This window comes from Streptomyces sp. NPDC002309 (assembly GCF_053593375.1).
Window position 1 is genome coordinate 1 of sequence record NZ_JBSFCI010000044.1, and the last position, 15481, is coordinate 15481.

Sequence of the window (15481 nt, forward strand, 5' to 3'; positions counted from 1 at the left end):
CAGCTAGCTCGTAGTAGCCTCGGAGTCCTTCAAGCCCTCGCCGTGACCTGGCGACCTGCGGCTTCTCGCCCGTCTGATGCAATTCCCGAGGGTTGGTGTAAAGACGCGTGGACTCGGGCGAGGCGTGACCGAGGCGCTTTTGCAAGGTCAGTTCGCGCATGCCGCCCTCCCACATCGCGGTCGCGTGCGTGTGACGCAGCGCGTGGGGCGTTACCCAGGGCTCGCGGATGCCGGCCCGGGTGCAGGCCCGGGAGAACATCCGCACCAAGCCGTCGTAGCCCAGCGCCTCCAGGCGTCTGGTTCCGCGGCCACCGATTAGGAACACCAGCCGGGTGTCGGCGTCGTCGGGGCGTTCGTTCATCACGTAGGCGCTGACCGCCGCCAGGGTCGCGGACTCGTGCAGGTCGACGACCCGCTCGACCCGGGACTTCGACCGGACACCCTTGGGGTGGTCGTCGCGATGCCGAACCACGACGCGCCGCCGCCCGTAAGCCAGGTCGTCCAGGTGCAGGCCAAGCACTTCGCCGGGCCGCAGCCCGCCGTGGAGCATCAGCAACACGATCGCCCGGTCCCGCAGCCCGCGAAGCTGACCGAGCAGCAACTCGACCTGGCCGTCCTCCAGCGGCCGCGGCACCTGCTGGACGGTCTTGACGCGCACGGCCCGGCGGACCGGCCGTTGGCGGCTGGCCCGTCCCATGAACGGGCGATGCCGCTCGGAGACGTGCAGAAGTGCAGGGTCCGGACGCTTCTCGATGGGGTTGGCCCGCTCCAGCAGCCCGGACAAGATCGCGTACTCGTAGAACGAGGACACCGCAGCCAGAATCCGGTTCACCGTGCTGCCCGCGAGCTTGGTCGCCGGACCGTCAGCGGCCATCGTCACCACCGACAGCGTCATCCGCCGACGCGGGCGGCGGGACGGCACCGAGCGCAAGTACTCCAGCAACGCCACCGCGTCCGGTGGCCCGAACCGCTCCCAGGTCAGATCCCTGCTCGCGAAGAAGCGCCACAGGTGCCGAAGGTCGTAGGCGTACGCGATCAGCGTGTTCGGCGAGCAGTCCCGCGCGCCGAGAAACCGCAGGAATCCGGCGACGACCTCGACCGGCGTCCCGTCCTCGTCGAGCAGTTCGACCAGGGTCGAGCCGTCCTCCTGCCGTTGCTGTTGTACCCGCACAAATACTCCCTGAGCCGTCGCACCCGACAGCCCGGACGGCCGCCCCCGACCCTCAACGAGGGGCAAGGTGTCCATGTAACTAAATACGAGGCGTTGTCGGTCGCGACCATCTCCGGCTTCACCCCGCCGTCGAGGTTCAGCAGCGTGTCCAGGGTGTAGAGGCTGTCGCGCGGGGTGCCGCGTACGACCATCGCGCCGATCCCCGCGACCTGGTCGTTTACTGCATTGAGCCAGGTCACACCTCGTTTGTAGCCGTAGTACTTGGGCGAGGGGCCGGTGTTGATGCTCTTGACGGGGACGACGAACCGCAGGCCGTCGACGGAGGCGAGCAGCCCGCCGCCCCACATCTGGGCCAGCTCGATGCGAGACTGGGCGGTGATGAGCGCGGCGTTCGCCGCGGCGATGGTGTCGGCGCGCAGGTAGTTCTGGTCGACGTGGGACAGGCGCGAGCGGGTCAGCGCCTTGTTCTCCGGGTCGATGACCGGGGTCAGGCCGATGTTGCAGCTCTCCGCCACCAGCAGCGCGACCAGGGAGACGAGCAGGCCCTCCATGCGGGTGCGCCGCTCGGAGACGTGGCCGAAGGCGTCGAGGAAGCCGGTCCAGGAGTGGACCTCGAACAGCAGGTTCGGCAGGTCGATTCTTGGGAGCATTGCCTCGGTGGTGGCCTTGAGCCAGGTCAGCGACTCTGGTTCACCCACGGCGCCGAGCTTGTCCACCGACAGGCGGGCGCGTCCGCCGCCTTCGGGGACGACGATCTCCACCTTCGCGTCGGCGCCGGCCTCCTGAAGGCGGTCGGCCGTCTGCCGCCACGCCGCGTCCAGCCCCTGGGTGAGCTGGGCCAGGTGCTCTTCGGCGTCCTCGGTCAGGGACAGGCCCGCGAGCACGTCCGCGCGCATTGCCTCCCACCGCGGCCCGTCCAGCAACCGGGCGCGCGGGTCCGCCCACCGGTTCGACGGGGCAGCGAACACGTCGCGCCGGTTCAGGGCGCGGTGCAGCTGCTCCAGGACGCACACCACGTACGCGTCGCGGTCGACCGCGCCCTGCGGCAGCTTGGCGTTGGAGAACACCGCGCGCTTCCACATCGCCGGGACCAGCTCGGCGTCGACCTCGCGGGGCAGCAGCGGCCGGTCCTTGACCCGGCGCCGCGAGAGCGCGGGCAGGCGGCGCACGGCCTTGAGGATGCGCCGTCCGGCCGGGGCGGCGTCCAGCGCGTCCGACTCGCCCAGCAGGGACAGAAACGGGCGCACGGTGTTGTAGCGCAGAGCCAGCCTTTCCCGCATCGCGGCTTCGGCCGAGCCGTCGTCCTCGGGTACCAACGCCTCCACCGTCGCGACCGCCCCGGCCACCGCCGTACGCGGCACGGCCTCTTCGACCGCCGCCCACAGCGCGGCGACGTCCAGGTCCGCCTCATGCTCGGCGACCAGGTCGAGCTCCTCGGTGAGGATCTTCGACGCCTTCGCCAGGATCCGGGCCGCCTTCTCCAGCTGCGGCAGCATCGCCAGCCGCTCGCGGTCCGAGGCCCGCCGCGCGGGGCTGATTAGCCGGTTCGCCATCAGCACCGCGAACAGGTCCAGCGCGTCGTCGACCGCCTGCGCCTCCAGCTGGCGCACCACCGCCGTCAGCAGCGCGGTCCGCCGCGGCTCCGGCGCCCGCTCGATCGTCTGCGCCTTGCTCAGCTGCCCGTACCGGGCCAGCGCGGATAGCCGGTTTACCGGCACCCGCGACAGGTTCACCCGCCCCAGCGCGAACGAGGAGATCTCCTCCACCCGCTCCATCGCCCGCACCATCGCCGTGCCCGTCGACTTCACGGGCGGTGTCCGCAGCCGCTCCAGCTCCGAGACCCGCCTGCCCTCCGGCACCACCAGCAGCTCCGCCAAGGCCGGCGCGAGCACCGGATCGGCGCGGAACGTCGCCCTGGCCACCGCCTCGTACACGCGCCGCTCGGCCGCCGTACGGGCTTCGGAGACCTGCCGGGCCAGCACCGAGACGCCCGGCAGCAGCACCCGGTTCTTCCGCAGCCATGTCACAGCGTGGTTGAACAGGGCCACCGGTCCTGAAGCTTCCCCGTGATCCTGGACACTCGATCTTTATGCTGCGAGGTCGTGTTGGTGCCGCTGTCGGGTCTCGGCCGGGGTGAGGTAGCCGAAGACCTTGTGCTTGCGCAGTCGACGGCGGTTGTAGAACGTCTCGATGAAGTCGAAGACCTCGGCGCGGGCGGTGGCCCGGTCGGGCCAGAGCCGGGTGCCGATCTCTTCTTTGAGCAAGGCCCAGAAACTCTCCGCGGCGGCGTTGTCGAAGCAAGATCCGGTCCGTCCGCAGCTTTGCCGGAGACCCAACTCGCGTATGTGGCGGCGGAAGTGGCTGCTGGTGTATTCGCTGCCGCGGTCCGAATGCGCTATGCAGCCGGACTGGAGACGACCACGTCCGGCGGCCATCTTCAGCGCGTCGACGACGAGCTCGGCGCGGTGGTGGCCGGCCATCGAGTAGCCGACGACCTCGCGGGTGGCCAAGTCCAGCCAGCAGGCGAGGTAGAGCCAGCCCTCCCTGGTGGGCAGAGCGGTGATGTCGCCGACCAGCTTCGTGCCGGGCGTCTCGGCGTGGAAATCGCGGCCAATCAGGTCGGGGGCCGACTTCGCCTTCTTGTCCGGCCGGGTCAGCGACCGTCGCCTGCGGCGGTGGGCTCCTTGGATGCCGTGCTCGCGCATCAGGCGGGCGACCCGCTTGCGGTTCACGCCTCGCTCCAGGCGCCGCAGCTCGGCATGGATGCGCGGGACCCCGTAGGTGTGGCGGGAGGCGACGTGGAGGACGGTGATTTCGTGGGCCAGGGCCTCGTCGGCGACTTTGCGGGCCGAGCGGGTCTTGGCCGCGGCAAGCCAGGCGTGGAAGGAGGAGCGGGCTACCTTGAGCAGCCGGCACAGGAAAGCGACGCCGTGGGTGGTCTTCTCCGCCTCGATGAACGCGTACGTCTCGTTCACCGGTCGCTCTCCTTCGCGAAGAAGACCGCGGCTTTTCGCAGTACCTCGATCGTCTTGGCCTGCTCGGCGTTCTGCCGACGCAACCGCTTGAGCTCTTCGCGTTCGGCCGTCGTGAGCTCGCCCGGGGCACCCTCGCCCCGATCCGCCTTTGCCCGCCGGTACCAACCGCGCAGGGACTCCGAGCTGATCCCGAGCTCCCGGGCAACCGCGGTGACCGTCTTACCCGAAGAGTCGACGAGCGCGATCGCGTCCCGCTTGAACTCCTCGGTGTACCGCTTCGTGTACTTGCTTCCCACCTGGTGCTACTTCCTCTGGAACCTCAAGATCCCAGTCTCCAGGTGTCCACGATCAAGGGGAAGGCTCAGCGGTCCCATTGAATGTCTGGACGTTTGTACTCGTCACGGTCTGCCTGGCTGCCCTGCCGGTCTGCTTGCGCTGCACCACCAAACGCCGCCCATCCGGGGTCTCGGAGATGGGTGGGAGAGGCGTGGCCTGACGGCTGGCTCGCCGACGTACCCGTGCTGGGCGAACGGCGTGGCAGCGCTCCGGCGACGGTGGCGCCCCTGTCGCGGATCGAGGATCCCTACGACCGGATAGCCACCACCAGTCGGGGCTGCCAGACAGTGACGCGGACCCTTCCGGTCGCCGTCGCCGAATCGCGTGGGCCAGGCAAGCGGGCGAGTTCGCCGCACTCACCCTCGGTCAGTCGACCGCGCAGTCCGCTGCCGCCCAGGCAGCCGTTCTGGTCCACCACTGCCTCACCAACCCGCCGCAGAAGCATGACGCCACTGACCGCTCTGACTGTGCGGTGCGGGAAGCGATAGAGGCGAAGATCGCCGCGCTTGGCTTTCTCGCTGCGACTTGGCCCCACTACTCCGGCCTGACTTGGACCCGCCCAACCCGGACACCCCCAGTTCCGGACCGGAACGGCCCCGCCCACCACCTACGGAAGCGTCCTCAGGTGGAACCAGTTCAGACCGAAGTCGAACATCTGAGTGGGTCCGAGTCGGGCCGGAAGAGGTGGGGCCAACTGCACTGAGAAAGCCACGCGCTCTCGTCCTTGCGCTCAGGGGTGCCCTGCAGTTCGCCACGAGCGCGTCGGACGGCGCCTCCGGCGCTTGCGTGACTGGGGCGCTGCTCGGTGCTGTGCACGGCTTTGAGGCACTGCCCGTAGACCTGGTGAGTCGCCATGAACTGGCGTGGGTGCTCGACACCTTGGCCCGCGGCATGCTGAGTGAGATCGTCGACTCGCCGAGCGGCAGCGAGTACGTCGCCGGCTGGGATCCGTACTGGTGGGATCGCTACCCGGGCGGGTGAGTGGAAAGATCACCACGCGCTGCTTCATGTGGGCCGGGGGAGACTTCGGCTCAGTCGGTCTTGCTGCGGGCGGGTACGGTCATGGACTTCGCTGTTTTTGAGACGCCGTGTAGGCGCAGTGCCAACGCGCTTTGTGCCAGCGGATAATCACCCCGGACGCCCATTACAGGGCAGGTGCTGGGGCCGGGTGGTGCGGTAGCGCTTCAGCCGGGTGGCGACGAGCTCGCACGAGAAGGAGGCCCGGGTCGGGCCCCCGGCCGTGACGACGTACGCCGTCGAACCGGAGGAGTGGTCGCGGTTCGTGGGGCTCGTCGCAGCCGTCTGAGCGTTGCCGTCGGCCGCCTGCGCGACGGCCGACGGAAGGCGCGTACCTTCGCCCACTACTCCTCGTGCGGGCGGTGTCGCTCCGTGTTTTGTGACCGTCAGCCGCCCGAAAGTAGACGCTCGCGCTCGGCTGCCACGATCTCCCGTGCCAGCTCGGCGTCCGTGATGTCGAATGCTTCCGGGGCGCTGTCGGCGGTTTCGGAGACGCGGGCGAACTCCGCGAAGAGTTGGTTCTTGCGTGCCAGGATCTCGATGATGCGTTGGTCGACGCCTTCCTCGGAGAGCAGGCGGTGTACTTGTACCGACTCCAGCTGCCCCATCCTGTGGGCCCGGCCGATGGCTTGCCATTCGGTCGTCGGCTTGAGCTGGGGCTCGCAGATCACGACGACGGATGCCGACTGAATATTCAGACCGACGCCCCCTGCCACGATCTGTGCGACGAGGACTGCCCCGTGGCGGGCCTGGGAGAACTCGTCGACCATGCTCTGTCGCTTCGCGGCGGGAACGGCGCCGGTAAGGGGCCCGAACACCTTCCCCGGAAGGACCGACGCCACTTCATCGAGGACGTCACGGAAGTACGAGAAGACCAGCACCTTACGCTCGTTGTCCTCTGCCTCCTGGACGATGTCGATGAGGCGCTGCATCTTCTCGGACTTGGCGCCTGCGCGTAGCGCGGCCTGGCGCATGGCCATGAAGTTGCCCTCGACGACAGCCGCTCGGTAGTGCTGCTCGTCGGCGCTGGACATCGGCATCCACTCGTCGACGTCGAACCGTTCCGGGAGCTCGGTGAGGACGTCTTCCTGATTGCGCCGCAGGTAGGCCGGCGCCACCTGCTTGCGGAACTGGCGAGGAGCGATCTCCGAGGCACTGATCGACAGGTCTGGCCGGAGGTAGCCGACGAGATTGCGGAATTCCTCGATCCGATTCTCCAGCGGTGTGCCGGTAAGGAGGACCGCTCGATCCGAACGTTGGATCAGGGCCGTGGAGCGGCGGGCTCGCTTGGCGTCCGGATTCTTGATGTAGTGCGCTTCGTCGAACACCAGGCATGCAGGTTCGGCGCGTTCGGGAAACCGCCCTTCCAGCCAGCCGAGGATGTCGTAAGTGGTGACCGCGACTCCACCGTGGCGGATCCAGGACTTCAGCGCGTCATCGCGACTGGGCCCGTGCAGGCGGTACGCGCGCAGATCGGACTTGGCCTGGATTTCGCGCACCCAGTTGGTCACGACGGCGGCCGGGCATACGACCAGGAAGTGGGAGGAGCCCTTGGCGCGCAAGTGGGCGAGCACGGCGAGTGATTCGACCGTCTTTCCCAGACCCATCTCGTCGCCGATGATGACCTTCCGCTGCACGATCGCGAAGCGGGCACCGAATGACTGGTACCCGCGCAGGGACGCCTTCAGATGGCTGGTGTCGAGCTTGATTTCCCTGACCGCCTCGACGATCTCGGCTGGCAGGTCGCCTTGGCTCTTCTCGGCGTCGTCGGCCAGGAATCCGAGCTCCGCGAGCATCGCGTAGTAGTCGGCCGGGCGGGCGCTGAAATCCTCCCAAGGGTCACCGCCTGCGACGTTGTTCCCACCGTCGAGCACCGCTCCGCGGCGCTCGACGGCCGCCAGCGCATCACGCAGTTCGGCGACGGTCCGGGCCTGGGGGACGAGAACCACGTGGGAGGTCTTGGGATCAAGACTCTGCAGGAGCGGTCGTACTGCGTCCGCGGCGGTGAGGTCCGCCGTCGCGCTGCGGATCGAGCGTGCCGCGTCCCAGGCCCGCATTGTGGTGAGGAGCTTCGTGGTGGCGTGGGATCGGTTCTTGATGTCGATTCGGACCGGCATCTCGTCCAGCGTGGTCTGCCAGATGGTCCGCGCGGCGCCGACCATCCGGTTGCCCGTAGTCTCACCGACTCCAGGGAGCGATCGGATCCGTGACTTCTGGTCGAGGACCTGTTGCACATTCCCGATTCCAGCAGCGGTCAGTGCCGTGATGCGCAGTTGACCGCTGGTTGCGTCCTTCAGCCGCTCGACGGGCATTTCGGCGACCAGCTTGCGTGCCTCGGCCTGTCGGACGGCGTTGCCGGCGGCATGGACTGCTGTTCTGAATTCGTTCTCGCGCTGCAGGGCCCGATCGATCGCGCTGATCGCGGTCTTGGCGGCGTTCAGCTCCTGCCGCGCGACGAGCTCGGCTCGGGCGCCGAGGCGGTGGGCAAAGCCGACCGTGTCATCGAGGATGGCCGGGAGCCCGATAGCGGAGGCGCTCTTTCTGTCCCAGGCTGCCAGGCTTTCCAGCTCGGTGACGAGCCGGGTGCTCGCAGCCCGCTCGTGCAGGGCTATGAGGTAGGCCGCAGCCTGCCCTGCTTCATCCTTGCGGCTCTTGCCCGAGAAGATCCGGCGGGCACCGAACAGCGCCTGGACGGCCGTCAGCGCCGGACCGACGTCGTTGGTCAACTGATGGAGGCCCTGCTGGGCATTCCTCGTCAGTGCCGGAAGAGCCTGACGGCAGGCCAGGGCGGTCACCAGGCCGACATCGGGGGGCGAGACCTGAAGCACGCGCCAGGCGGTGGTCCCGGTCCCGAGAGAATCCACTCGGCCTAGGAACTGCCTGGTGGCGTCCTCCGCCGCTGCCTCGACGAGCTCACGTCTCTCGGCGATCCCCGCCGCGAGCCTGCGCCACCTGGTGACTTCCTCCACCACACCACGCAGGTGCTGACGTTCTTCTCGCTCCATTGCCCCCGCCGACTTGTGTGACTTCTGCGAAGATTAGCGACCCCGGTTGACAAAGTCGACGGGACCGGAAGCTGCCGGAACGTCCGAGCGGCGTTCGCAGGTGGCCGACCAGGAGGTTCTGTACGTGCTGCTCGAGGAGCTCAATCCGGGTCTGCGGATAGATGGACTCATGCCAGCGGAGGTCGTCACTCTCATCGCCGCGCAGTGGCATGGTGCGAACGCGGTCGAGCTGACTTACAAGACCGCGGCGGGCGGCCTCGACCAGCGGGTCGTCTTCCGAAAGGACGAGGACAAGCTGAGCGTCGCCCACAGCGGCAGTCGCGCCTTCGATGCGAGCGCAGGTGACTTCAAGCTGGTCGCCGAGGCTCAGCGGATTTCACTGGCCGGTCTGTTCGACCCGATGCTCGCCGTGGCGACCAGTGACGTTCAGCCGCTCCCACACCAGATCCGCGCCGTGTACGGCGAGCTCATCCCCCGTACACCGCTGCGTTTCCTGCTCGCCGACGATCCGGGCGCAGGAAAGACAATCATGGCTGGGCTCTACATCAAGGAGCTCCTGCTGCGCGATGACGTCAAGCGGTGCCTCATCGTGGCTCCGGGAGGCCTGGTCGATCAGTGGCAGGACGAGCTCTTCTTCAAGTTCGGTCTCCGCTTCGACCTGCTCACGAACCAGCTCATCGACTCCCAGCTCAATCTCAACGTCTTCGAGACCAACCCGCTTCTGATCGCCCGCATGGACCAACTCTCTCGTAACGAGCACCTGAAGGCGCAGCTCCAGGAGACGGAGTGGGACCTGATCGTCGTCGACGAGGCGCACCGGATGGGTGCCCACTACTTCGGTGGCAAGGTGGAGAAGACCAAACGGTTCCAGCTCGGCGAGATGCTCCGCGAGATCACTCGCCACCTGCTCCTGATGACAGCGACCCCGCACTCGGGAAAGGAGGAGGACTTCCAGCTCTTCCTCACCCTGCTGGACCGTGACCGGTTCGAGGGCAGGCAGAAGAGAAGCGCCGACGTCAGCGGGATCATGCGGCGCATGATCAAGGAAGACCTGCTCACCTTCGAGGGCAGGAAGCTCTTCCCCGAGCGCATCGCGGAGACCGTTCCCTACACACTCACGGCACTCGAGTACGACCTCTACGAGGACGTCACCCACTATGTCCGCGAGGGGATGAACCGCGCCGACCGCATCGGTGGCAAACGCAAGAACACGGTCGGCTTCGCGCTCACCGTTCTGCAGCGCCGCCTGGCCTCCAGTCCCGAGGCGATCTACAAGAGCCTCGTGCGGCGTACCGAGCGCCTGGAGCGCAAGAAGCAGGAGATCCTGAACGGTTCCTGGCGCGAGAGCATGCCCACCATCGACCTCGCCGACTTCGACAATGACGACTTCAATGCCGAAGAGATCGAGGAGGCCGAGGAGGAACTGCTCGATGCCGCGACGGCGGCGCAGACGCTCGAGGAGCTCAACGCCGAACTCACCGAGCTGAGGGTGTTGGTGAAGACGGCGCAGCGGGTCCGAGAGGCAGGTACAGACCGCAAGTGGACCGAGCTGTCCGCCCTCCTCCGGGATCACGCACTGGTGACAGACGCCAATGGCCGACCTCGGAAACTCATCATTTTCACCGAGCACCGCGACACCCTCCACTATCTGCAGGGCAAGATCGGGTCGCTCCTGGGTAAGCCTCATGCTGTCAAGGCCATTCACGGCGGCGTACGCCGGGCCGAACGGCGGCGGATCACCGAGGAGTTCACCAAGAACCGCGACGTTCAGATCCTGCTGGCCACCGACGCCGCCGGCGAAGGGCTCAACCTGCAGGCCGCACACCTGATGGTCAACTACGACCTTCCCTGGAATCCCAACCGCATCGAGCAGCGCTTCGGCCGCATCCACCGCATCGGCCAGGAGGAGGTTTGCCGGCTCTGGAACCTCGTCGCCTCCAACACCCGTGAAGGCGAGGTCTTCACGCGTCTGCTAGAGAAGCTCGACCAGATGCGCGAGACGTACGGAGGGAAGGTCTTCGATGTTCTGGGGGAGGCGTTCGCAGAGACCCCGCTGCGAGATCTGCTGCTCGATGCCATCCAGTACGGAGAGCAGCCAGATGTCAGGGACAGGATGTACGACGTCATCGACAGCACCGTCGGAGACGGCCTCAAAGGCCTTTTGGGCGAGCGAGCGCTTGCTTCGGAGCACCTGTCGGATGCCGATCTTCGCGCCCTGCGCGCGGCGATGGACGAAGCCCGCGCCCGACGTCTTCAGCCGCACTACATCGAATCGACCTTCAGGGACGCCTTCACCCGACTCGGTGGCCGGATCGTCAAGCGTGAACAGGGGCGGTACGAGATAGCCAATGTGCCCCAGCACGTCCGCTCAGCAGGCAACGGACCGATTGCCACCAAGTACGACCGCGTCACCTTCGACCTCAGCCACGTCCATCCTGACGACCGCGCCCGCGCAGACCTGCTCGCCCCCGGCCACCCGCTGCACGACGCCGTCATGGACGAAATCATCCGGAGCTTCGGAGGCGTCCTCAACCAGGGCACCGTGCTCGTCTCGGCCACCCTTGAAGAAGCGCGCCTCCTCGTCGGGGTGGTCGAAGAGGTCGCGGACGCCACCGGTGAGTCGGTGGCTCGACGGTTCGCCTACGCCTACGTCGACAGCCACGGCACCGTGCACCCGGCCGGCCCCGCGCCCTACCTCGACTGCGCTGCGGCACCTAACGGCGCGGCGACCGGCGTCGCATGCGGACTTCCCTGGCTCGTAGACGCCGAAGACAAGGCAACCAGCTGGATCATTGCCAACCGGCTTCCCGACTATCTGGCCGAGGTCCAGCCCCGTCGCCTGGCAGAGTTGACCAAGACGCGGGAACTGGTGACCAAGCGCCTGACCTCGGAGCGCGAGCGGCTGCTCCTCGACGCTGCGGGGGCCTCCGAGAAGGAACGCAGGGGTGAGAAGCCCAAGGAGTCCTCCGAGAGCCTTCAGCGAAAGGCTTTTGAGCTCGATGTACGACTTCGAAAGCGTCTCGCGCTACTCGACCAGCAGCAGCTGATGTCGACGAAGCCACCGCAGATCCTCACTGCGGCGCTTGTACTGAGCGATTCGGATCTGCCCTCTTGAGGGTGAGATGGGTCTTGTGTGATCACAAGGATGCCGTGAAGCGTGGCGGTGATGCAGTTCATGCTGATCCGTAACAGTTCGAGTGCCCACCCCAGTACCCGAGTTCGGCGAAGGCCGTTCGGCCGGGGCGTGGAGCCTGGGGAGGGCGCACTTGGCCGCGCCCCTGCTGCGCCAGCAGCTCGTTCGTTCGCGGTACAGCAGCCCCGTATGACAACCTCACCACCGGTTCCTACGTGGTGCTGCAGAGAGCCGCCCACCCGGACGGAGTCTGGCGACCCCTGGCTATGCTGACGGTTGTCTTTGCGGAGTTTGGTGGATACCAACAGGGACAATCCCAACCGTCAGGTTCGGTTGAGCTTCCTCAGTTGATGCAGGTGCCGGAACTGTAGCGTCGAATTCCGGCCGCACCGAATGCCCCTCGGCCCGTGCGGGATCAGCCCGTGAGCTGCATCCTATTCCGAGTGCTCTGGCCTGTTGGCGGGGGCGCCGACCGCGAGCTGCGGAGGCTGCTCCGGCAGGCAGGCTTGCCGGAGAATGTGGGCACGCACGCTTCGGAGATCCAGAGGCGGAGTCCGCGTTCCTCCAGCAGGCAGTAAGTGTGTCAGGCCGCGGTGGCAGGGCGTGGAGTGCCGTGGAAGACCTGGCTGATGTGCCAGGCGAGGTGGTTGGCCGCGGCAGGGCATGAGCCCGGCTGTGCTCCGAGAGCGGCCGCCCCGTGAGCGCGATGACGTGCTCGCGGGCAGTTTGGCTGTGGCCGACGAAGCGCTGGGGGACCAGTAGGATTCGGCGGCGGTGTTGTCCGCCGAGGTTCCGACCGCCCCGCGCGATCTGGTCACGTCGAGTTCACGGCACACGTTCGCGAACTCCTTCGATGCCTACCGGGCGGCGTCGTCCTGGTGGACGAGCCACTGGGAGCGGCGTTCTCCGGCCTCGGCCATGGCAGGGCGACTGCGGCTCCAACGTCGCGATTGCCGTAGAGGAAGGTGCGGGAAAGTCCGCGCGGTGCGCGCCGGCGGTGACGCTGACCTGGGCTTTATCAGCTCAGCTCAGGAGTTCAGCCCATGAAGCCGTCCGGGCCGCCGGACCGTGGTCCCCGACCGGGAGTTCCGGTCCGGCGGCGGGGTCCGTTCAGTCCTCGGGCCGCTCAGGCGCCAGCAGCTCCCGGAGTTCGTCCATCGCCTCCCGGAGCCGGTCGGCGAACGTCCGCATCTGCGCGGCGACCGCCAACGGCGTGCTCAGGTAGAGGTTGAACCGCTCAGGAAGCAGTACATAGGCGACACCGATGCACTGGCTGCTGGTCGACCCGAAGCCGAAGTACTGGATATTGACGGACGGCGCGGAACTCGTGCTCAGGTAGTCGTTCCGCATGGTCAACCAGCCCGGCGTCCGATACAGCGCGGGCTGCTCGGTCACCCCGAGCTCGGCCCCGCGCCTGCGCTGGATCAGCTCCAGCTCCCACAGGTGCTGCTCCGGTACCTGCCCGGCCTGGCACGCCTTCGCGCGCGCCACATGGGCTTCGGTGGCTGCCCGAAACGCGGCGCGCCGGGCGTCCGCGTCCGCTGCCGGGTCCTCCATCGCCGCCACGAAAGCCACCAGCTCGGTGGTGACGACGCGCATCGCCTCGGTCCGCCCGTGCCGGTACTGCCGGGTGGCGATCGACTCGTACGTGGCGCCCAGGTGCCCCTTGGCACGCTGGTGGGCGAGCTGGTAAGCGGCCTGGACAAACGCGTCCGGCGAGACCCCCAACGCCTTGGCCGCGTTGCTTCCGAAGTCCGCGAACGACAACGTGCTGGTCGCGGTGTTCTCCCCGTACGCCGCGAACGCGTCGGCGGCGGAGCGCACCTGGGCTCGCAGCGAGTCGTCCAGTTCGAACACGATCGGCTCCAGCGCCGGCAGCCCCTGGGAGCGGGCTCCGGACTGCCGGGACTGCTCCTCGGCCGGGGTGTTGAGCAGGGCGTCGGTGAAGGTGAGGATCGTGGTCCCGTCCAACTCGCAGTGCTCGACGTTGATGCCCGCCCGTCCGTCGGCGAAGACGACGAAGGACACGGCCTTGTCGAACCAGCGGTTGCCGCGGTCGCCGTACAGCAGCTGGTCGCAGGCGTCCTGGACGTCCGCGGGAGCGAAGTCCTCCAGAGCGACGCAGAACAGCGCGGTCTCGACATCGTCAAGGGCGTCGGCGTTTCGGGGGTGGCAGGCGAGAAGGGACTCCCGGGCGGCCGCCCACTCGGCGCGGGCCATGGTGGTGAGGTGGCCCACCGAGGGGTCCGCGCCGGCCGGGTCGGCCTTCATCACGGCGCGCAGCCCCGCCTCGATGTCATCCAGGCTGTGCGGGACACCGTCCGGACCCAGTACGTCCAGCCGGAACATGCCGCCCCCGAAGAACACCACGACGTGCCGGGCCTCGGACGGGCCCGGCCACTCCTCGCTGTAGGGGGCGCGGACGGTGTCCTGCCGCACGCCGGGTACACGCGTGGTGGAGAACAGGAATTTGTTCTGCACCATCGACTGAGGTGCCCCGCGCTGCACCACCGGTGGAATCAGCCCCTGATCAAGCTGCCGCTTGTAGTTGAGGGCCCCGGCCACGAGCCCGGCCGCCCGCTCCACCTGCGTCTGGTCGGAGTCCTGGAACAGGAAGAAGAAGTTGGCGTTGAGTGCGATCCGGTCCCGGCGGCCCAGGTATCGGTACGGCCAGAAGGTGTCGAGCCAGCTGTGCACGCCCTCCGTGGCGTCGTATTCCTCCAGCGCGGCATGCAGCACCCGGCCAGGGCCACCGGGCCGGAGAAAGGCGGCAACCTCCGCCTCGGTCACCGACCGCTCCTCGGCGGTCAGCAGCGGCGCACACCAGGCGAGAAACCTCTCGCAGCTCGCGTCCAGCGTAGGCAGCGGCACGCGCGGGAGGCTGTCCTCCTGTGCGAAGGTCACGTTGCCTGACCCATCCTGACTGGTCTTCAACTCTGCTCTCGATTCGGATCGTCGGTACCTGTACTGTCGTACGGCCGGGAAAGGTAGAGCTGTGCGTACAGCCAGCCTTCCGCCTCCAGGCCGTGTGTATCCACCCCTGCGGCCGACAAGCTGTCGAGCACGAGCGCCTGTTCCTGCGGGGAGGCGAAGCGCCGCTGTCTGAACACCTCGTCGACGCGGACGGTCCGATAGCCCAGACTCGCCAACGCGCGCTCGACGGAGTCGAAGGGGAACATCCGCAGCACGAAGTGCGCCATCCAGGGCCGGCGCAAGCCCTGCGCCCGGACGACTCGCGTGAGCGTCCGCTCGGTGACGTAGCCGACGCAGCCCGTCGAGATCACCAGGTCCGTACCCGAGAGCTGGGCGCGCTGTCGCGGTGTGGGCTCGTGCTGCTCCAGGTCGGCGTGCACCACGTCGTCGAGGAACCCGGCCTCAAGAGCGTAGGACAGCGCACTGCCCGAGGTGTCGAGGCCGGTGAAGCGGATCGCTTGCGGGGGTTGGCGTGACCGAGCCAGCTCCCGGTCACGGGCCAGCAAAGCCTCGCGGCTCTCACCCGCACGCTGCTCGTCGCCGTAGCGCGCGTACAGCTCATCCATGGTCGCGTCGTACTTCAGCAGGGCGGCGTTGATTCCGTACGAGCAGCCGATGTCCAGCACCGTCGGTACCGCGACGTGCCGGGACTCCCGATACTCCGCGATGATCTTGGTGAAGTAGGACTTGGCCTGCTGCGGAACGCTGTAGTCGAGCGGGCGCAGCACCCTGAAATAGGTGCGCGGATCGGGCTGGTCGTAGATGTGGTCGAGTGAAACTTTTCCGGTCACGTCGAAACGCACAGGACTTGCTCCTCCGTGGGATCGCGCAGGGGGAAACGGCCTACGGTGACTACGCGTGCTCGCCGCCC

The 15481-nt window shown here is 67.6% G+C and carries 7 protein-coding genes and 2 pseudogenes; 1 reads left to right on the forward strand and 8 read right to left on the reverse strand.

The window, feature by feature from the left end; translation table 11 throughout:
• The 5 genes and pseudogenes from ACWCPM_RS29025 to ACWCPM_RS29045 all read right to left on the reverse strand — a co-directional run.
• Nucleotides 1–1171 (reverse strand): tyrosine-type recombinase/integrase (locus tag ACWCPM_RS29025; RefSeq protein WP_450979222.1); only part of this gene is annotated, 1171 nt, incomplete at its 3' end.
• 83 nt (nucleotides 1172–1254) lie between these two features.
• Nucleotides 1255–3231 (reverse strand): annotated as a pseudogene (locus tag ACWCPM_RS29030) (Tn3 family transposase); the annotation flags it as partial.
• A gap of 27 nt (nucleotides 3232–3258) precedes the next feature.
• Nucleotides 3259–4146, reverse strand: coding sequence for an IS3 family transposase (locus ACWCPM_RS29035; protein ID WP_450979223.1), 888 nt, complete (start codon nucleotides 4144–4146; stop codon nucleotides 3259–3261).
• Entirely contained in the window at nucleotides 4143–4442 is a 300-nt protein-coding gene (locus ACWCPM_RS29040) for a transposase (RefSeq protein ID WP_148837671.1), read from the reverse strand. The genes ACWCPM_RS29035 and ACWCPM_RS29040 overlap by 4 nt, the downstream gene beginning before the upstream one ends.
• Before the next feature lie 1443 nt (nucleotides 4443–5885).
• A complete protein-coding gene (locus tag ACWCPM_RS29045; protein ID WP_450979224.1) occupies nucleotides 5886–8504 on the reverse strand; it encodes a DEAD/DEAH box helicase in 2619 nt (872 codons plus the stop codon).
• 100 nt (nucleotides 8505–8604) lie between these two features.
• Here ACWCPM_RS29045 and ACWCPM_RS29050 point away from each other — a divergent pair, with 100 nt between their 5' ends.
• A complete protein-coding gene (locus ACWCPM_RS29050) occupies nucleotides 8605–11619 on the forward strand; it encodes a DEAD/DEAH box helicase (protein WP_450979225.1) in 3015 nt (1004 codons plus the stop codon).
• Between the two features lie 601 nt (nucleotides 11620–12220).
• Here the strand turns inward: ACWCPM_RS29050 and ACWCPM_RS29055 are convergent.
• From ACWCPM_RS29055 to ACWCPM_RS29065, 3 genes and pseudogenes are all read right to left on the reverse strand, one after another.
• Nucleotides 12221–12396, reverse strand: a pseudogene (locus ACWCPM_RS29055) (phosphorothioated DNA-binding restriction endonuclease); the annotation flags it as partial.
• A 351-nt stretch (nucleotides 12397–12747) separates the two neighbouring features.
• Nucleotides 12748–14541, reverse strand: coding sequence for a choline/carnitine O-acyltransferase (locus tag ACWCPM_RS29060; RefSeq protein ID WP_450979226.1), 1794 nt, complete (start codon nucleotides 14539–14541; stop codon nucleotides 12748–12750).
• Nucleotides 14542–14567: 26 nt separating this feature from the next.
• Complete coding sequence (locus tag ACWCPM_RS29065; RefSeq protein ID WP_450979227.1) at nucleotides 14568–15413, reverse strand: class I SAM-dependent methyltransferase; 846 nt, start codon at nucleotides 15411–15413, stop codon at nucleotides 14568–14570.
• Nucleotides 15414–15481 lie beyond the last annotated feature (68 nt).

Excerpts from the sequence above, each read along its gene's own strand:
- ACWCPM_RS29045 (WP_450979224.1), bottom strand. The coding sequence starts at position 8,504 with ATGGAGCGAGAAGAACGTCAGCACCTGCGTGGTGTGGTGGAGGAAGTC.